14 protein-coding genes (1 of these 14 only partly in view) are annotated in these 19272 nt (G+C 58.1%); 3 read left to right on the forward strand and 11 right to left on the reverse strand.

All coding sequences use genetic code 11. The features are described 5' to 3' along the window. Positions 1 to 17 precede the first annotated feature (17 nt). Positions 18 to 1280, forward strand: a complete 1263-nt coding sequence (locus FVQ81_08350; GenBank protein ID MBW7996560.1) for a hypothetical protein — start codon at positions 18 to 20, stop codon at positions 1278 to 1280. Here FVQ81_08350 and rsmI read toward each other — a convergent pair. From rsmI to FVQ81_08365, 3 genes are all read right to left on the reverse strand, one after another. Next, positions 1274 to 2167: a 16S rRNA (cytidine(1402)-2'-O)-methyltransferase gene (rsmI, locus tag FVQ81_08355; GenBank protein ID MBW7996561.1), complete on the reverse strand. Its 894-nt coding sequence runs from the start codon at positions 2165 to 2167 to the stop codon at positions 1274 to 1276. The two genes, FVQ81_08350 and rsmI, sit on opposite strands and share 7 nt — an antisense overlap. A 16-nt stretch (positions 2168 to 2183) precedes the next feature. Further along, entirely contained in the window at positions 2184 to 2540 is a 357-nt protein-coding gene (locus FVQ81_08360; GenBank protein ID MBW7996562.1) for a YlbF family regulator, read from the reverse strand. 174 nt (positions 2541 to 2714) lie between these two features. Then, entirely contained in the window at positions 2715 to 4445 is a 1731-nt protein-coding gene (locus FVQ81_08365; protein MBW7996563.1) for a hypothetical protein, read from the reverse strand. Positions 4446 to 4665: 220 nt separating this feature from the next. On the opposite strand from FVQ81_08365, the gene FVQ81_08370 reads away from it, so the two are divergent. Next, the gene (locus FVQ81_08370; protein ID MBW7996564.1) at positions 4666 to 6252 is read left to right on the forward strand and encodes a sigma-54-dependent Fis family transcriptional regulator; all 1587 of its coding nucleotides are present in this window, start codon (positions 4666 to 4668) and stop codon (positions 6250 to 6252) included. A gap of 30 nt (positions 6253 to 6282) precedes the next feature. Next, positions 6283 to 7773, forward strand: coding sequence for a two pore domain potassium channel family protein (locus FVQ81_08375; GenBank protein MBW7996565.1), 1491 nt, complete (start codon positions 6283 to 6285; stop codon positions 7771 to 7773). Between the two features lie 95 nt (positions 7774 to 7868). On the opposite strand, the gene FVQ81_08380 is transcribed toward FVQ81_08375, so the two are convergent. From FVQ81_08380 to FVQ81_08415, 8 genes are all read right to left on the reverse strand, one after another. After that, positions 7869 to 8207 (reverse strand): hypothetical protein, encoded by a 339-nt coding sequence (locus tag FVQ81_08380; protein ID MBW7996566.1) that lies wholly within the window; start codon positions 8205 to 8207, stop codon positions 7869 to 7871. A 214-nt stretch (positions 8208 to 8421) separates the two neighbouring features. Continuing rightward, entirely contained in the window at positions 8422 to 9639 is a 1218-nt protein-coding gene (locus FVQ81_08385; GenBank protein MBW7996567.1) for a 6-phosphofructokinase, read from the reverse strand. 84 nt (positions 9640 to 9723) lie between these two features. Continuing rightward, a complete protein-coding gene (locus tag FVQ81_08390) occupies positions 9724 to 11046 on the reverse strand; it encodes an ATP-dependent 6-phosphofructokinase (protein MBW7996568.1) in 1323 nt (440 codons plus the stop codon). Positions 11047 to 11209: 163 nt separating this feature from the next. Then, complete coding sequence (locus FVQ81_08395; GenBank protein MBW7996569.1) at positions 11210 to 14743, reverse strand: S8 family serine peptidase; 3534 nt, start codon at positions 14741 to 14743, stop codon at positions 11210 to 11212. A 94-nt stretch (positions 14744 to 14837) separates the two neighbouring features. Beyond that, entirely contained in the window at positions 14838 to 15359 is a 522-nt protein-coding gene (gene rfaE2 / locus FVQ81_08400; GenBank protein MBW7996570.1) for a D-glycero-beta-D-manno-heptose 1-phosphate adenylyltransferase, read from the reverse strand. Between the two features lie 161 nt (positions 15360 to 15520). Continuing rightward, on the reverse strand, positions 15521 to 15715 hold the full coding sequence (locus tag FVQ81_08405; GenBank protein ID MBW7996571.1) for a hypothetical protein: 195 nt from the start codon (positions 15713 to 15715) through the stop codon (positions 15521 to 15523). 388 nt (positions 15716 to 16103) lie between these two features. Beyond that, positions 16104 to 18974 carry a BamA/TamA family outer membrane protein gene (locus FVQ81_08410; protein MBW7996572.1) on the reverse strand — a complete coding sequence of 957 codons (2871 nt, stop codon included), beginning with the start codon at positions 18972 to 18974 and terminating at the stop codon, positions 16104 to 16106. A 109-nt stretch (positions 18975 to 19083) separates the two neighbouring features. Continuing rightward, a protein-coding gene (locus FVQ81_08415; protein MBW7996573.1) for an ATP-binding cassette domain-containing protein crosses the window boundary here: on the reverse strand, positions 19084 to 19272 show its final stretch. It continues 705 nt past the right edge of the window; 189 of the gene's 894 nt are visible here — the last part of the coding sequence; its start codon lies beyond the right edge, outside the window; it ends in the stop codon at positions 19084 to 19086.

Here is a 19272-nt window from a genome sequence, read left to right on the forward strand (position 1 = left end):
GTCTGGGAGAGAGCATATTGCAGGTCACGAATATCAATAATTTGAGCCGTCTGGTTTTGCTGGGGCTGGTTGCCTTATGCGCAGCTTGCTCCGACCGTGAACGCACGAACCCGCTCGACCCGGGCAATCCGGACAGAAACCGCGCCAATATCGGGTTCAACGCCTTGGCTGGGAACAACCAGGTCCTGATCGAGTGGAACCGGCTGGATTTTATCGACCTGGCCGGGACCAGGGTCAGGCGGATGGAGGCGGGCAGTACGGATACCGTTACCGTCTCAGATACTACTCTGCCCTTCAGCGCCACCAGGTTTGTCGACAACAGCTCGAAAAACGGCACCACGTACAGTTACCATCTGATGTTCGACGTGGTGGGCAGTAACGAGAAGCCCACAACAGTGCCCGATACGGTCACGCCGGGACCTGTATTCAGTTGGGTGGAGCTGATCGACTACGGAGAGGTGGTTCTGTTCACACCGGATTTCCGCGACGAGGTGGTGAGCCTGGAGGTCAGCTTTTATGACGTTGTCGACATTCAGGTCGGAGCTGTAATCTGGGTTCTCGAAGCAGGCGGGACGATCCACCGCTTCCAGCGCACCGGTGAGCTGATCAGCAGCGGGGATTTGCTTAATGTCAGCGCATTCGTCTTCGACCGTCTCAATGGCGGAGTCTACGTGGCTCTTGCCGGTGAAAGCGGGCTGGTCTACTACTTCCGCGCCAACGGGGACCTGGTCAACTCGAAAGCAACCGACAGCCGGATAACCTCGTTAGCCATCGACGGGATTGCCAACGATTTGTGGTTCGGATCGTCCGATCCGGTGATCGGCAAGCTCAATGTCCGGGCGAGCACCAACTCGTATTCTCAATTTCTCGATCCCGAATTCGACAAGCCGGAACTGGTGGTAACCGCCAGTGGGAAGTCGGGGGTCTGGATCGGCGACCGCGGCAATAACCAGGTGATAAATTTCAATACCACCGGAATTATCTGGACCAAGGGCGGCTTTAGCGCGGTCAACGACATTGCCGTGGACGATGCCGGCGATCTTTGCTGGGTGGCCGACGCCTATGCGGACCAGGTTACGGTCCTGAACGGAAGTGACGGCTCGGTAATCAACAAGCTGTCCGGTTTCGGCAACCCGTTTTACCTGGCCTACAACCGCGAGACCAACTCCGTGATTGTCAGCGGCAGTACGGGCAAGATAACGAGCGTTTCCGAACTGGGTGAGATAAACTGGTCCGTGCAGAACCCCGACCGGACAGGTAAGATAGCGCTGGCTTACTGAGGCGCCGCGCCATGTTCGTTCAGCCAGGCGCAGACAAGCGGATAGAGTCTGTTACGCCGCACACCGAGCTTTTCCGCCGCCATCGCGGCAAGCTGTCTGGCACCCAGTCCTGCCGCATCCTCCACTGACTCCAGCATTTTCGACAACCGCTCCTCCACCTCTTGCATGTCAAGCCGCGCGTCTCCGCCCTGTTTACCTTCCACAACCAGCACCACCTCTCCGCGCACGCCCTCTTCACGCTCCGCATATTCGACAGCCAGACTCGCCAGACTCCCCCGTGCGATCTCCTCGTAAATCTTGGTCATCTCCCGGCAGACCGCTGCCCGGCGCTCACCCAGAATCGAGGCTGCGGTTTCCAGCACGCCGGCTACTCGTCTGGCCGGGCAGAAAAACACCAGGGTGGCTTCGATTTCTTTCAGAGCGTGGAAAGTATCCTCGGTGGCTTTCTGCCTTGGCGGAAGGAAACCTGCGAAATAGAAACTGTCCGTGGGCAGACCGGCCGCGCTGAGAGCGGCGGTCAGGGCCGACGGGCCGGGAACCGGGACAACGGTGATATCACTTTCTGCTGCCAGACGGGCCAGACGGTAGCCGGGGTCGCTGATACCGGGAGTGCCGGCATCGGTGACAAGCGCTACTGTCCTGCCCTCGGCAACCAGGCCGCAAATCCTGGCGGCCGCGGTGCGCTCGTTGTGTTGGTGATAACTGATCAGTTTCGCGCTGATACCATGGCGGGAAAAAAGCTTGCGGCTGTGGCGCGTGTCCTCGCAGGCGATAATATCGACTGCCCGCAGGATTTCCACGGCGCGGAACGTGATATCATTCAGGTTGCCCAGCGGCGTGGCCACCACGTAGAGGCAACCCGGTTTGACCGTGAAGTCGTCCGTCATACGGGCCGGAACCGGGTCAGAAGTTAGTGATTATCCGGCTCTGGGCGCCTTCCTGTATCCCCTCGCTGATCCGGTTGTTCACACTGTTCATCAGCTTCATGTAGTTTTCCTGGCCGGAGATCAGCGCCTGGATCTTGGGCTTGCCCTGCACTTCCTGCATCGTTTCGGTGTATTCCTTGCGAGTCTCCTCGTCTATTTCCTGGCCGTCGTGCTGGGCCTTTACTACCTTCTCCTCCATTTCCTTGAGCTTGCGCATCGACTCGAGTGTTTCCTTGTCGTCGTCCACTTCCCTGGTAGCCGCAGTGTAATATTTATATTCAGGTGTCTGGGCAATCAGCTTTCCCAGGTCTTTGGCTGCGCTCTCGATATCCATCACAAACCCCGCTTGATTGAATTTAACCGGTATCTCAGTATTTTCTACTACCGTTTTATCCACTCAGGACAGCGCCTGATACGTATTCACCGATCCAGGTTCCGTTCTCCTGACGGCTTTTTCAAGTTTGATAATACCTCACAAACATAACATTGTCAACCTCGTCCGAACCCCTTATTTCCCCCAGGGCAGTTCCGCCCTGCCGATTTCAACCAACCTGAAATCGTCGGCCCACACGGTGCCGCTCATCACCTGGATACCCACCGAAACATGGGTGGTTTGAGTTCCCAGGCGCGTTTCGATCCGGTACGGCCGCCACTGCCTGTCCACGGTTGCCCTTGTGTGGCTGACCGCCTGACGGCCTGCCCCGCCGGGGGAATTGTCCATCACGAAAAGAGTCACCTCCCGGCGGTCGCTCTCAGCGCGCAGCCAGACAGTCAGGCGCACGTCGCTGGCCGGGTTGACCCTGAACCGCGCGCTGGACAGCTTGGCCCATATCGGCGGGTCGGCAAGCTCGATACGCCAGCAGAAAGTACCGTTGTTAGGATTCTCGGGCAGCGGTCCCCAGAGTTTCGGGAGCTGGTACTGGTCGCTGACGATCAGGTGCCAACTGTCGGCGGGGAGGCTGTCGGTGCGGATGAAATATCCGCCGGCCTCCTCGAACCCAGAGTCCGGCACCTGGATCGATTCCACGGCCTCATAGGCCAGTTCGGCAGGCTCGTAGCGCAGCTCCACCACGCTTTTCGGCCCCCTCCTGCCCCACTTGTTGCGGGAGACCACTTCCAGCCGGTTCTTGCCGGTTTCCAGTTCCCAGAGAATGCGGCTGCCGGAAGGCCTCCAATCGCAGTCACCCATCCTCACCAGATAAGTATCGAACTCCGGCGTATGGGTCTTGAATTCGAGGTCCAGAACGCCCTCGGTGAACCCGGGGCGGCGGAGATCGATCTCGACTTCGTTGAGCGGGAAATTCCAGTCCTGCTCGTAGCGCACCTCGGTCCCGGCGAGGATCGGCGGATCGCCGGGCTGCCACCAGCCGATATGCGGCAGGCCTGTCTGCAGGAGGTCATTGAGCTGGCTGTTCATCTGCAGAGGTGTTCCGGGCGCGCCGGCGGGCTTGGGAGCCAGGGGCGCGGAGAGAAAATCGTTGCGCGGGATATAGCGAATATGCCGGTAGACCCCGGTCTCGGCCAGGGTGCTGTCGGCGGTGCGCCAGGGGAACCAGCGGTTGGGGTTGAGATTTATCTCCCACACGCCGCTGCCGGCCAGGCTGCCCGATTCCCGGCTTAGTTTGTGAAGTTCGAGCGCACCTGAAGGTATCCCGTTTTTTCGATACAAATTCCCGGTCCAGGCGTCGATAATCACCCACTTGCCGTAGTCATCGCTCCAGTACTCAAGCGCGTGGTGCCAGTGGCAGGGCACTATCCTGCTGTGCAGCCCGATCGCGGCAAACGCCTGCATGGCCACCAGCTGTTTGTATGTGCACCAGTACTGCTCTCCCTGGTCCACGTTGTCCAGGATTTCCAGTGCGTTCCACACAGGGTACTCAATCGGCGCGGCGTGGGCCCAGCGGTTGCAGATCATCAGGGCGATCCGGCTTACCTGCTCCAGGTCGTCCCGTGCGCCGGCCAGCAGGGAATCCAGATTCAGCCGCCGTTTCAGCTCGCCCAACTGGGGGTCGTCCCAGCGCTGGAAGCTGAACGGATGTTTCGGCAGGCGGGCCGAGCCGTTGACAAACTCCGTGAAATGAATCCCGTGCTGGCCGGCCGAATCGCTCTCCGAGACCGGGATCCAGTACTCATAGCCGGCTCGCGGAGCTTCTTCCGCATGCGCGGACATACCTGCCAGCCCGGCGGTAACAGCCATGACCAGCGCCAAGACACCGGGAGTTAAGTCAAGTCTTCCCATCTGCTCCTCCATCTCATCTTTTACTTCAAAAACCGGTTATAATCCCATAAATACAGTCCATTGCGTCAGTTCAGCATCACAAGCAGCACTCTCGCTTGTCCAAATCCCCTGTCCCATGCATTGACATGCAGCGGCGGATGGACTAAATTAAAGCGACTGCCAAAATGTCAGATATTTTGCCAAATTGCATTTTCATATCAAATAAACTTGGCCGGTTAGAATGCAGCTTCAGGACTACAAACTACTGGTTACCGACAACGACCAGGAAGCCGCCTCGCGGGTGCTGGGCACGCTCAGCTCGCGCGGGATGCACGTCCGCAAGATAAGCAGGCTGCCCCGGATCGACAATCTTTCCGGGGAAGACGACGTCGTGATCGTGATAATCACCGGCGGCCTGCATGAGAAATCGACCATCAGTTTCCTGGAGTCGATAAAATACGCCCCGGCCAGCGTGGGAGTGATCTGCCTGGCCGAACCGACCGAGCCGAAAACCCTGGCCTGGTTCGATTCACTGGGAGTGGACGAGGTGTTCGAGAAACCGGTCAGCGGCGAGGATATCGCCCAGGCCACCTCGCGCCTGCTCGACCGCAACCGCCTGGTGGGCAGTATCGGCATCATCGGCCGCACGCCCCCGATGCGCGAGGTGATCGAACGGGTGGCCCAGTACAGCCAGGTCAACAGCATGGTGCTGATCAGCGGCGACAGCGGCACCGGCAAGGAACTGGTCGCCCAGGCCCTGCACAGGCTGAGCGCCCGGCGGCACCAGCAGTTTATCGCGGTCAACTGCGGGGCGATTGCCGAGGGCGTGCTGGAAAGCGAGCTGTTCGGCCACGAGAAAGGCTCGTTCACCGGGGCCTCCAGCCTGCGCAAGGGGTATTTCGAGATCGCCGACGGGGGAACGATATTCCTCGACGAGGTCGGCGAGATGCCGCTTGGCGTGCAGGTCAAACTGCTACGCGTGCTGGAGGAGAAAGAATTCATGCGCGTGGGCGGCAGCAACCGGATCAGGGTCAACGTCCGCGTACTGGCGGCAACCAACAAGGACCTGGAACTGGAGGTGGAGCGCGGGGCGTTCCGCCGCGACCTCTACTACCGGCTCAAAGTGCTCTCGGTCGTCATCCCTCCCCTGCGCGAGCGGCGCGAGGATATTCCCCTGCTGTTTAACTCTTTCATCAAACAATTCTCGCGGGAAAACGATAAAACCTTCGCCGGGATCGACCCCGAGGCCCTGGAGATCCTGAAAAATTACGACTGGCCGGGCAATGTCCGCGAGCTGCGCAACCTGGCCGAGAGCATGGTGGTCTTAAGCCTGGGCAACAGGATCAGGCCCCACGATATCCCGGAGCAGATTTTCCGCCGCGGCGATCCCGGGCGGCTGCTGCCGATCCCCTACGGCCTGGAAACCGAACAGCGCGGCGGGCGCGAGGCCATGGAGCTGGGCCTGCTCTACCAGGCGATTATCGGCATGCAGAAAGAACTGCGGGAGCTTAAACGGATAATCGCCGGGGACAGGGAGAATGTCTCCAGGCCAACCTACGCCGCCGCCGGCCGCCCGGAGACTCCGGCTGCGTACGATAGCGGCGGCGGCGAGGACCCGCACGACATCTCGGCCCTGGGCAGCGTGCGTTTCGAGGAGGGCGAGGAACAGCCGGCCGCCGCGGGCGCGCGGAGCATGCGCGAGGTGGAGAAACGGGCGATTGCGCGGGCGCTGGAGGAGGTGGACGGCAACCGCCGCAAGGCCGCCGGACTGCTGGGGATCGGGGAAAGGACGCTGTACAGGAAAATTGGGGAATATGGGTTGAAGTGAGGTTGATTAAACACGTATGAGAGAAGAAAAATGAAGGATGATCTCTACAAACTATGGCCCGATGCTCAACAATTACTTGATAAAGGAAATTGGCGTTTAGCTTTAATTCATTGGGCTATCGTAATCGAAAAAATGATTTCAAAAAATTCCTTTAAAGCAAAATATGCGAAGTATACGCGGGAAATTGTGAAAATTGCAAAAAAAGATTGTGGTGATGATGAAGTAGTAGCGCGTACTGCATGCCAAGACATTCTGATAGGTGCTGTTACCAATTTAGTGAATACAGGAAGGGCCGGTAAAAGACTTCCAAAGTTAACAAACTATTTTGCCTGTGAGCACGAAAGAAAAATATTTTGGCTTAATAGTGATTATAAAGAGTGGATATTACAATGGGCATATTGGGCTTTTGCTGGACGACTGGCAACTCATGGCGGATTGGCAAGGCTGTTTATTGTTTTTGGATTTCTATCTGCAACTATCTTTTCCTTTTTCTATATTGGCGGCTTGGAATGGACTGATCGTAGCAGTACCGACCCTATTCTTTGGTACCACTATTTTTACTTCAGCGGTCTGACTCTTACTACACTAGGATATGGTGACCTTCACCCTATTCCCTCAAGTATGTTCCATTGCTTCATTTCTATAATTGAAGCAGTGGTTGGATATCTTCTCCTTGGCCTTATGGTATCTGGTTTTATCCAATTCAACACTATGCCTTCCTGGCCGCACAAAGAAGATATTAATGATAAAATCAAAACTTACTTAAACTTATGGGATATAGAGCAATCCCTCATTAATTCAGATGAAAATCCAAAAATGAATATTGAATCTATCCCTTTGACAGAGCGGGAAATCGAAATAATTGAGGATTTGCGCGCGGAGTATGGCGAACTTTCTGATGAGTTCTGTACATCTATCGGGGCACTATTTCGTCAGACGCGTATACTCTTAACTGCGGTCGCCGAAAGAGCCGATAATGGACTTTTTGAGAGTCATTTAGCACTTTTAGGTATTCTGAACCGTGCGCATGAGTTGCTACAAGGTGGGATTCAACAAGTTACATGTTCAAACAGGCATGTTTGGGGGGCATGTTTCCGAGGCTTGATTGAGACTTACGGCGCTATAGCGTGGGTCAACGAAAAACCATCCAGTCTGCCAAGTCTTATTCAAAATGAAGGGACTAGTATAGGCAAGTTATTGGCTGTCGCATACAAAAGAATAAATGGTCTCAAGAAGAGCTATAAAAGTCTCAGCAGTTTGGTACATCCTCAAAGTAAATCTCTCTTACTGGGAATGATACCGTTAAGTGGTGCTCAGATGCATGCTTTTTTCGCTGTACCTGCACCAAGCCTATCTGAAAACGAAGTGAAATCGGGTCTAGAGGATTTGGTTGGTATTTGTGTACTCATTCATGAAGAAATACAAGCGCTGATCGACTTACATCCGGAGGTAATCAATAGCGGAAAACTTGTAGGGAGAATTGAGTGGAAAGGCAAACCTCCTGATTCGTCAGAAAAATAATGGCCTATCCGTAGGCAAGAACATTAACGTCTCGCGTAGGATAGGCCATTTTGCATTACGCAGATAGAGCTTGATGTAGGTGCCTAAAAAATATACTAATTAGCTTCGAACTCGGTGACGCTCACAACGCTATCACCACCAACCATAATTGGTACTCCCTCCTTGATTCCCCGCTTCCAGGTGCAGATAAAAAACGTACCGGGCTCTTCTTCTGGCCCTGTTGATTGCAGAATTAGAAGTACTAGTTCACCTGTACGCTCATACACTTCCCCGACGACCGCATCCAAAAATACACGGCCTTTTCGATGTTTAATCCTGTGAAACCTTTTCTCCGAAAAGTTCCACCCTACCACTTCTTTTGCATGCTTTTTCGCTGCTTCGCAGACAGCTTCTGCTGTCTTGCTATCTCTTGCTGCGGGAACGAAAAATTGCATTGCTCCTCCCTTCCACATTGAGTTGAAAAATCAACTTCCTCCACCCGCCAATGCAACATTCGTAATGCGCTTTATCCTTTTTTATAGTATAATATTGCTCCTTACAATTGCAATGGTTATTCTCATTGCATATTTTACTGAAAAACATTTAGCCGTATAATAAAACCGCCGGAGTCTCCCCCGGCGGTTTTTCCGTCTATTATGTTAGCCTTTCTTACTTTCCCTTGACAATACTCACGTTGTGCAGGCGGCCCATGACCGGCAGCTCGCCCACCAGCGGCAGGGCGTAGTCGATAAACTTCTGCGAAACCCCGTTGGTCCCCTCGATATACTCCCTGGGCATGGTGATCGTGTTCTTGGCCACCTTGTTGATGTCCACCACTTCGTAATCCACCTCGTAGGGTTCGTTGCCGAGGCGCTTGATCGCGATACTGCCCTCGTAGCGGCCGTTGACCGCGGCGCGGACAGCCTCCTCGCCCACCCTGCGCGCCTCGGCGGCGTCGGTCTCGGAGACGATTGTCGGGAAGCAGCGCTGGAGATAACCGAACGTGTCGCAGCGCACCCGCTTGATCTTCATCTTGCCCCTGACCAGCCCGACCAGCGAGTCGCCCAGCGCGCCGGTGCCGGAGAGCTGGACATTGCCGTGAGAGTCTTTCTCGACATTCCGGACCAGCTTCTGGATAATCGGCATGCCTTTCTCGTCGTGGACCCCCTCGCTGACCGCCACCACACAGCGGCCGTACTTCCTGTACACCTTCTCGATATCGGCGACAAAGGCCTCGGTGTCGAAAGGGATCTCGGGCAGGTAGACCAGGTGCGGCCCGTCGTCCCTGCCGTTCTTGCCCAGCACGCTGGCGGCGGTGAGGAAGCCCGCGTGACGGCCCATCACCACGCCGATATACACGCCCGGCAGGCTGAGGTTATCGAGGTTGATCCCCTGGTAGGCCATCGCCACGAACCGTCCCGCCGAGCCGAAGCCCGGACAGTGGTCCGTTTCCTTGAGGTCGTTGTCGATCGTTTTCGGGATATGGAACGCGTGGAACTCGTACTGGGCGTCCTTGGCGAACTCGTTGATGATATGCGCGGTCTCGGCGCTGTCGTTGCCGCCGATATAGAAGAAATAGCGCACGCCGTGCTTGCGGAAGTTGTCGAAAATGACGTGGCACTCGTCCTTGGTCACTTTCTTGCGCACGCTGCGCAGGGCGCTCGAGGGAGTGCGGGTGACCAGTTCGAGGTTATCCAGGCTCTCGGCCCGCAGGCTGATGAAATTCTCCGTGAGGATGCCTTCCACGCCGTTAAGCGCGCCGTAGAAATCCGTAATCTCCGCATATTTGCTCGCCTCGAGCACCGCGCCGATCAGACTCTGGTTGATTACGTTGGTCGGTCCTCCCGACTGCCCGATCACGGCCCTTCCCTTGTATGCGCTGCCCATTCTTCACTCCTTCTCGCACTTATTCAAGTGGTAAATCACTCTGCCCGATGGATCTCTTTTGTAATGTAAAATCGTCGGCCGTCCTCATTCGCGGAAGCGCACCGGCTGACCCGTAGCCTCGGTAACCGCCAGCCAGAGCATGCTGTCCGGGCTGACCTTCTTCTTGCCCGAGGTCACCGTGGTGAGCGGGACATGGGTCAGCACATTGTGCCACAGCCCCACCACCATGTCCGTCCGGCCGGTCATCGCCGCATGAACCGCCGCGCGGCCGAGATCGTTGCAGAACAAGCTGTCGCTGCTGTTGGCCGGTACGGAGCGGATCAGATAGCTGGGATCGATATATTTGATGTTGATTTTCTCCCCCTGCCCGTCGAACCAGTCCTTGATCTTGTCGCGAAGGAACATGCCGATATCCTTGGACATGGTCGAGTACTTGATATTGCCGGACTCGTCATAGGCCAGCTCGCCGTCGCAATGCTCCAGGCCCGCTCCCTCCGCCACCGCGATTACCGCGTGGCCGCGCTTTTTCAGCCTGTCGCGCAGCATGGTCAGGATTCCGCGCTCGCCCTCGAGGTCGAACTGCACCTCCGGGATCAGGGTGAAATTGACCACCATGCTGGCCAGGGTGGCGAAACAGGCGATAAATCCGCTGTCGCGGCCCATCAGCTTGACCAGCCCGATCCCGTTCGGAGCGCCAATTGCCTCGTTGTGTGCGCAGTTGAGCACCCGCGCGGCCTCGTCGACCGCGGTCTCGAAGCCGAATGTCTTGTAGACATAGAGAATATCGTTATCGATCGTCTTGGGCACGCCGATAACCGCTAGTTTGAGGCCGCGCTCCAGCGCGCAGACGGCCACTTCGTGGGAGGCCCTCAGCGTGCCGTCGCCGCCGATGGCGAACAGGATGTCGACACCCCATTCCTCGAGCCTGTCGGCAATGACTTCCGGCGAAACTTCGCCCCGTGAGCAGCCCAGCACCGAGCCGCCCATCTTCTGGACCCCGTCCACGTAGTCCGGAGTCATCTCCACGGGCAGTTGAGCGTTGTCCGGATCGAACCCGGCCAGGCCGTAGCGCACTCCCAGCACCCGTTTGACGTTGTAGCGGTAGAACAACTCGAGGTAGATCGACTGGATGACGTTGTTCAAGCCCGGACTGAGGCCGCCGCAGGTGACAATCGCCGCGGTCGCCATCCGGGGCGGGAAAAACAGTTTGGCCCGCGGCCCGGCTTTCTCGAAATACAGGCCCTCGCCCTTCTCTTGGCCGGTGGTAATCGATACCTGGTAGGGTATTCTTGCATCCTCGGGCACGTAGTCCGGCAGCCCGTCCCCCGGCTCGACCGACAGATTGAGCGGCGACTCGTATTTGCACGGCCCGAGCCTGGCGACCTCGAGGTCCTTGCTGTTCAACATTTTGATGTTCCGTGATAAAAGCCGACCTGGCAGTCAGCCCGCCGGAGAGCCCCGGCGGCCCAGCTGCGGAAAGCGTTAAATGTTAGCTGTTTGCGAGGAAGTTGTCAAGTCAGATTGCGTTCAGGTGCTGTTGAACACCCTTAACGAACCGGACAGGGCGGAGTTAGTTCTTCAGCAGTTTGAGCAGTTCCAGCAGATCGAATATATTCACCTTGCCGTTGATATCCAGATCCATCGCCAGCCGCTCACTGTCGGTTGGCGATTGCCTGCCGCTGATTACTTTCAGCATTGCCAGCAGGTCGAAAATATCCACCTTGCCGTTCAGGTCGCCGTCACCGGCCAGCACGGGACGGAAAACGAGCTGGAGCAACTCATCCGGCGCATCCGCGGGGTAGCGCGCGAAGTTACCCAGGGTGTCGGTGGCCTCGACAAAATAGCCCACCTCCGCATCCGGCTCCAGGCCGCTCACAACCGCGCTGAACGAGTTGTCATCCCCGGAAGGCGACATCAGCAGCGTATCGGCCGCCTGGGGGCCTGTCAGCAGGATCGCCGCAACCGTACCGAGGTCCGTATCGGTAACCGTGGCGATGATCAGCATCCCGCTGCCGTCGGGCGAGCCCGACAGAGCGGTCGAGGAGATCAGCGGACGGGTGGTGTCGCCGACGTAAAAACTGAAATATTCATCGGGTACTTTCTCGGGGCGGATAGCCTGGTTGCCCTGGGTGTCGATTGCCTGGACGTAGTACTGGACCCTGGTGCCCTCCGGGCGCTTGGGCAGCAGCGCGGCCATGTTCCCGCTGTCATCGACCGCTCCGGCGGTGACCCAGACCCAGCCGGTGAGCTGGGGAGAAAAATCGCGCCAGTAGACCCGCACCTCTTCCACCGATGAAACGCTGTCGGTGGCGGAGAGCAACAACTGGTAGTTCTGCCGTTCGGGGGCCTGGTTGCGCATGGGCGTAACCGCGAGCGACGGCGGAGTGGTGTCCAGCCCGCGGACGGCTGCGACCTCGGCCCATTTTACGCGGGCCGCGGCGGCGTTGGCGCGAAGATCGTCCAGGCCCTCCCCGCCCACAATCGCGAATGCAACGACCAGTTCCTGCTGCGGCTTGAGATAAACCGGCCCGGCGCTGAGAATCTGGCTGTAATCTCCGACGGCGGCGGAAACCGTATCCTTCCACGGATTGCTGATCATCGCCGCCCATTTCTCCTGACCGCTGAAACCGTCGGCGATATCATCATAGAAATTCAAAATCCTGGCTCCGCCGACCCCCTGGGTCAACAGGACGTTGCCGACGTAATAATCCGAACTCCCGTCGAACATGTACATCAGGGCATTTTCCCGTTCATATGCGCCGAAATCGTTATCATTGTCGCTGTTGACATCCCAGTCGATATGCTGGGCGACCATCAGTCCCTTTAAAGCGGAATCGGCCGCACCGGCGAGACTGTATTCCACAATTATGAAATCTTCATCCGCGCTGCCGGCCCAGCCGTAACTTCTCTGACTGACAACAACGCCCAGCGGAACATCGGCATTACTGTCCGCATAGACACCGTGTATTTCCTGGTCAGCGTAGCCGCCGGGCTGGAAAATTTCCAGGTTGCCGCCGGTGACAGCATTGAAGTCGCGGTTGAAATTTATAACACCGTTATCCCTGTACGAGGCATCGCTGACAGTGTTCGGACTGTTGGCAATCATCAGTCCGCCCTGGAACAGATGGTCGGGCCGCAAAGCAGATGTCCTGGGATAAACAAACCCGCCGCCATCGTTGTCATCTACCCCGACAGTCCCGTAATTAGTGATACTCAGACCGGCCTTGTTGATATCATGAGTGGCGAAAGTTTCCACCGGCGTCGGCGGTTCCCCGCCCACATCGATAGCGAACGCCAGGATCTGCGAGTACTCACCGATTGCGAGGTTGACATCGAACGTGCGGATTTCCGCCAGCGGAATGCTCTGCGAGAACGAGAGCGCGAACGGCGAGGAGGCGTTATTACCGCTTCCCCCGTTGGAGATACTGCCGTAGCTCACAGCGCCGCTGGTAACCGTCACATCGATGCTGTTGGACGTCACTGTCGCTGAAACGGACCCCGCCGACAGGCCGTTGTTGGTCAGGGTCAGCACCACGCCGATCTGCTCGCCCGGCGACACCAGGCCGTCAGCTCCGGCTGCCAGCTCGATCCCGGTGATCGTCAGCCAGGGCCGAGTGGGGCTGCCGGCCAGTGCCACCGCGCTGTCGGCGTTAATCGCGCCATAGCCGAACAGGGTGTCCGGCCCGGCGACCCCGAGATCGGTGGCCGAGCTGCGCAGGATGTCGTAGACCTCGTCAGGTGTCAGCTCCGGGTTGGCCTGGCGGACCAGGGCGGCCACGCCGGCGGCCAGCGGGCAGGCGAACGAGGAACCGGTGATATTTCTGTAAAGCAAAGAACTGAACTGTGTGCCATTAGTAGTAATAATTTGATGCCCCGGCGCGACGATATCCGGCTTGATCACGTTGGGGTCGCAGAGCGAGGGGCCGGGCATGCTTTCGCTCGCCCATTGCCAGAGGCTGTCCACCGAAGTGACCGCGAAATAGTTCGGGCTGTTGGCCGGCGGAGCGACTTTGAATCCGTGTGCTCCGGAACCTGCCCCATAATTCCCGGCCGCCAGGATCGGCACGACGCCGAGCAGCTTCAGGTTATCCAGCGCTGTCCAGTAATATTCACTGCAGCCCTCGGATGCAGGGTCGGCGAACGACAGGTTGAGGATATCCGGCACATCATCAACTGTCGCCGGGTCCAGGTCGGGGTCGGCCATCCATTCCATGCATCGCAGAACCGTTTCCGGATCACCGCTATTCACATCGAACGCCTTGGCGGCTATCCATTGCGCGTCGGGTACGACACCGATCGTATCGGCGCCGGACTGGGCAACCATGCACCCCATCGTCCCGGTTCCGTGGGTGATGGGATTGTCATCGAATGGGAAAGTGCTGCCGTCAATCGCATCGAACCAGCTCTCGGTGACAGTTGCCCCGTTGGCGCCGCGCCACTTGGCGGCCAGCGCCGGGTGGGTCCCATCCACCCCCGAGTCGATATTTCCCACCAGGATACCCCGGCCGGTCAGCCCCCGCTGCCAGAGGGGACGGACATTCATGTTGGCCAGCGCCCAGTTGAATATTTTCCCGTCCTCGGCCAGGGTTGTCCCGTCTCCAGCGGCTGAAACCGGTTCAGCCTTACTCTTTACCTTGACCGAATTAAGGTAAATCCGGCGGTTTTCCAGTACGCGCCATACATCGGGCCTGGCGGCCAGCTCGGCCACACGGCTGGCCGTGGTGGTAACGGCCACAATATTTGCAATCCAGAATGGGCGGTAACTTTTTACCTTGCCCTTGCTGTGCTCGGTATTGAGAAAATTAATCAACGTGGCCTGACTACGAGCGGATTCCAGCTTGAGCGTTTCCACTACTCGGCGATGGCGCTCCTTGCGGGTGGCCCTGCCGCGGCGAAGCTGGTTTTCCAGATCGATCAGGTCGAAACTTAGAGATGGGGCCACCAGGACAGTTATCGCCGAGTCCGGGGGCGCGGCGCGAAGTGCCTGCTCGAATTCCGGTTTCAGCGGAGCCGCCGCGATTACCGGGCCGAAAGCGGCAACCGCAAACAAAACAGCCGCAGCGAGGATTTTGCTCAAACTGCAGCGCTTCGCCGAACTGATCACGGGACTGATCTCCTGAAACCGTTAGCGGGGGGATCGGTGTAAGTATGGGGCAAGACGGCCGGACAATATATTCAGCAATAACCGTACCCGCCACCTACTGACGGCCATCGGCCGGGCGCGAGGAGAGTGACTTGATCTTCTCGATTATCCGGGTGGTGGAGTAGCCTCGCTGGAACGGCAGGCTGTAAACCTCGCCGCCGCGCTGCTGGACCACTTGATGGCCGACAATGTTCTCAATCGACCAGTCGCCGCCCTTGACCAGCACATCCGGCTCCACGGCCTTGATCAGTTCCAGGGGCGTATCCTCGGCGAACAGGGTCACGTAGTCCACGCTGGCCAGCCCGGCCAGCAACAGGGCGCGGTCGCTCTCCGGGTTTATCGGCCGCTCCTCGCCCTTGAGCCTTTTTACAGATTCGTCCGCATTCAGACCCACCACCAGGATATCACCGCAGGCGGCGGCGTCCTCCAGGTAAGCGATGTGGCCGGGGTGGATAATGTCGAAACAGCCGTTGGTGAACACCACTTTACGCCCGGCTGTTTTTTCGTCACGGAGCGCCTCCGCCAGTTGCCGGCGGTCCAGGATTTTATCCTCGAACGCCCTTTTAGCTGAGCCCATCGCATAACTCCCGTTTTAAGGCATTTCCGGCCTGGCGCGGTAACAGTGAAACCGGGCCGGATTCAGTTGAGCAGCAGCGCGTTGGACAGTTCGATCCTGAAAAAAATCCAGCGGGTCATAGGCGCCGCCGGTATGAAAAGCCTTCACTGTCCCGGAAAACATCACCTTTGGTCCCCGCGCCTCAACTGCAGCACGCGGTTTTCATTGGCCCCGTGGCGCAGGGCGTTCAGGCTGACCTGGCCGTGGGAGTCCGGATCGTCCATCACCACCTCCATCCGGTATCCGTCGCCCTCCTGCTCCACGCTGGTCACCAGCCCGCTCCAGATCACCCGTTCCCCGCCGAATTGCTCGCGCAACGCCTTGCGTCGAAGCTCGGTGACGCGCCCGGATCCCGTCCTGGCGGCTGAGCGCCTCGTCGAGATCGATACCGCAGACCGGGCACAGATCGGCATCGTCAGGGATATTACTGCGGCAGGCCGGGCAGCGGATCGTACTGACCGGCTGACTGAATTCACGGCGGGCAACCGCCCTGCCGGCCGAGGGTTCGGCGACTTGCCGGGCTGCCTCGGCGGTACGGACATCCGGCTGGACCGCCTGATTCTGTTCGAGAGTATCCTGCTGCTTGTGATGTTCGGAACCGGCGGGCTTGAATGTCCATCCGCAGTCCCGGAAGGTGCAGCGGACCGGACCGGAGTCCGGGTCGTAATCGAACAGGCGCTTGCACTGCGGACAGCGGATCTTCATTTAGTAGTCGAAACCGAAGAAGAAATTGGAATAGTACCGCCTGCCCAGCATCGGTTTCCCGCGCGGGCCTTTCTTAAGCCAGTTGATCCTGCGCGCGCGGTCGAGACGCAGGATCAGCGGTCCTCCCAGACTCATTCTCAGGCCGAACCCGGTGCTGCCCAGCAATCCCGGATAACTTTCGTGCTTGTCCCAGGCGTTGCCGACATCGAAAAATATCGCGCCCTCCACGCCCGGCAGCGGTAGTCGCCCGATACCCAGCCAGACATCCAGCCTGTGCCAGATCGGGAAACGCAACTCCTGGTTGACCAGCACGCTGCGCGAACCGATAATCGACCACCGCGGGTAGCCGCGCAGTGTCCAGCTTCCGCCCATGATATAGCGGTACGGGATTGTCCCGCCGCTGTAGCGGCCCTGCACCCTGACCGCATAGGTGCTGAACGTTGATAATCTAAAATATTTCCGGATATCCATCAACAACGAAATATTGTCCGTCCGGCCCTCGCTGATATCGGTGCTGAGCGCCATGCCCAGGTGCCAGCGCTCCCCGTCAATCGGGCCGTAGGGCAGGAAAATCGAGGTGTCCTTGATCAGCGACACGGAATTGGTCACCAGCCAGGAGTCGCGCTTGAAATTCAGGAAAAAGTCTTCCCGGAAGCTTTTCATCACGCTCATGCCGGTCTCGATCCTGTAGAAGGTCGAGAACGGGTAGCTGAACACGCCGAACACCCCGTGCTCGCGTTCGTCGTAGAGCTCGTCACGGATGAAGTCCACGTAGCGGCCGGCGTAGCGAAAAGCACCGTAGCCGTAGTTTACCCGTCCCTTGCGGTTGTAATAGGTCACCATCCCGTTAAAACTGTCCCAGAAATCGGCGGTGGAGGTGGCCGAGTTGCCGGCGGCGATCAGGATCAGCTCGTCGCTCATCAGGTCGCTGAACATCAGCAGCGCCTGGCCGTAGGTGGTATTGCCGTAGTAGGGCGACGGCGTATAGCCCACCTGGGCGTAGGCGAAATCCAGAGTGAAATCACGCTTGTAGGGCTGCTTGTCGGCGATCCGCTTTGCCACCTGCTCCCGGTAGTCCGCCCAGTCCCACTGCACCACGCGGGTTTCCTTGTCCATCCTCAGCGAGTCCACGACCGTATCCGGCATGGCCATGTAGTAGATATCAAGCTGGCCGGCGTTCAGGGCGGTGAAACAGAACCCGCTGTCGTCGGCCGCCCAGTCAAAGCCGAACATCCCGTTGTAAAAGTTAGTGAGCTGGGCGCCGGTCCCCTCCGGATCGATCAAGTAAATATTGGGCATGCCGTTGCGGTCGCTGACAAACGCCACCCGGCTGCCGTCGCTGTTGAATCTCGGCTGGCTGTCCTTCCAGCGGCCCATGGTCAGGTAGCGAAGGTTGCGGGTCTCGCGGTTGTAGAGGAAGATATTCCGGTAGCCCTCCTCGCCGTGGACCGTGCGGTCGGAGCTGAACACCACATAGCGCCCGTCGGGCGAGATATCGGGGTAATCGTCGGCGTAACGGTCGCTGGTGAGCTTGGTCAGCCGTTCGCTGCGTAAGTCGAAGAGGTAGATATCGGAAAAACCGGATACGCTCAGGCCGCTGAAAACGATCTCGTTCTCATCGGGTCCCCAGGCTGGCGAACTGATCCCCACCAGGCCCTTGAACTTGAAGTGCTTGAGTTTATCGTTTTTCTCCAGGTCCCAGATAAACAGGGCGTCTTTTTCGCGGAACTTGCTGCTGAAGAGCAGCTTGCCGTTGTCGTTGGCGTCCATCCGGGTCTGGAACGGGTGGAACGACTCGTACTGAGCGCTGCGCCCGCCCTTGATGTGTTTCTTACGGTTACGCTCATCGGCCTCCAGCAGCACGCTGTAGATATCCAGGTAGCCGGTGCGGGCGGAGAGAAAAACCACCCGCTGCTTACCGCTTTTGGGAGAGCGGTAGACCGCCGGGTGCATATTGGCCCAGCTGTGGGTGGCCACATCGATCAGGCCGGCGATTTCTACTTCTTCCTTGTCCAGCACGTCGGGGTAGTACTTTTTCTTGAGCTGATGGTGCCACCACTTGCCGAAATCCTCGAGGCTGATCCCGTAAATGTACTCAAACAGGCTCGCGAAATCGGGAAACATGGCCAGGTTCTCGTACATCCGCACGAAATGCTCGTCGCCGTAACGCTCACCCAGCATCATGTGCACGGATTGACCGAGCTTGTAAATTATCCCGCCTCCGGCCAGGATATCCATCCGCTCCAGCGGCGGCATGCGGTCGTTGAGCACCAGGTCGCGGACGTACATGTCCCCGCGGGTATCCCATTCTGTGCTGAAATACTCGGCCAGGCCCTCGGTCCACCACAGCGGCATGCGCGCTTTCTGGCCCCGGGGACGGATCCGGTAGGACTGGTTGGCCTTGCTGATCTGGAAAACATGCACCATCTCGTGCCAGAGCACGTGACGGAAGTCCTCGAACGAGCCGTTAAAGGGCAGCACCACGCGGCCTTTCATGAACTCGGTGAATCCGCCGACTCCCTCGGGGATGAAGCTTTCGATCGTGTTGGTCTGCTGGAAGTACTGATGGGCGCTGTAAATGATCAGGGGTATGCGGCGGAAAACGTGGTGGTTGAATCGGAAAGACAGCCTGTCGTAGGCGTCCTCGGCGGCTTTGAGCGCCAGATAAGCGATCTCCTCTTCTTCCGGGTAGTAGTAAAGATCGATGTGCTCGCCGCCGAGAATCTTCCAGTCGAAATCGCTGTACTGAACCTTGTTCTTGCCGAACCCGCCAAACTGGGCCGGGGCCGGGATGCTGAAAGCCATAACCAGCCCCAAACCCAGCAGCACAACCCGTCGAAAAAGCGCTCTAAACGGGACTTTCTGATCCACTATCTACCCCCTCACCACGTATCGAGCTGAAATATCAAGCCGCATGACAGTTTACTACACGGTTTCCCGGAATTCAACCCGTGCGTCAATCCGGGGATACAGATAGTTGTTATACATGGGGGAATAGGGATTGTTCCCGCTGTCCGGCGATAAAACCGGCTGGCAGGGGGAAAGCGGGACCGGGTTCAATTGACCGGCTCCGGGGGATCGTCAGCGAAAATAATCCGTTTCCACCTGCCCGCGGCAAATTGCCTGCTGCTGTACGGCTCGTACCACGGCAGGGCGATACCGAGTTCGA

Source organism: Candidatus Glassbacteria bacterium, assembly GCA_019456185.1.
In the GTDB taxonomy this organism is placed as follows: Bacteria; Gemmatimonadota; Glassbacteria; order GWA2-58-10; family GWA2-58-10; genus JAJRTS01.

Excerpts from the sequence above, each read along its gene's own strand:
- FVQ81_08360 (MBW7996562.1), bottom strand. The coding sequence starts at position 2,540 with ATGGATATCGAGAGCGCAGCCAAAGACCTGGGAAAGCTGATTGCCCAG.
- FVQ81_08375 (MBW7996565.1), top strand. The coding sequence starts at position 6,283 with ATGAAGGATGATCTCTACAAACTATGGCCCGATGCTCAACAATTACTT.
- FVQ81_08385 (MBW7996567.1), bottom strand. The coding sequence starts at position 9,639 with ATGGGCAGCGCATACAAGGGAAGGGCCGTGATCGGGCAGTCGGGAGGA.
- FVQ81_08380 (MBW7996566.1), bottom strand. The coding sequence starts at position 8,207 with ATGCAATTTTTCGTTCCCGCAGCAAGAGATAGCAAGACAGCAGAAGCT.
- rfaE2 (MBW7996570.1), bottom strand. The coding sequence starts at position 15,359 with ATGGGCTCAGCTAAAAGGGCGTTCGAGGATAAAATCCTGGACCGCCGG.
- FVQ81_08390 (MBW7996568.1), bottom strand. The coding sequence starts at position 11,046 with ATGTTGAACAGCAAGGACCTCGAGGTCGCCAGGCTCGGGCCGTGCAAA.
- FVQ81_08370 (MBW7996564.1), top strand. The coding sequence starts at position 4,666 with ATGCAGCTTCAGGACTACAAACTACTGGTTACCGACAACGACCAGGAA.
- rsmI (MBW7996561.1), bottom strand. The coding sequence starts at position 2,167 with ATGACGGACGACTTCACGGTCAAACCGGGTTGCCTCTACGTGGTGGCC.
- FVQ81_08365 (MBW7996563.1), bottom strand. The coding sequence starts at position 4,445 with ATGGGAAGACTTGACTTAACTCCCGGTGTCTTGGCGCTGGTCATGGCT.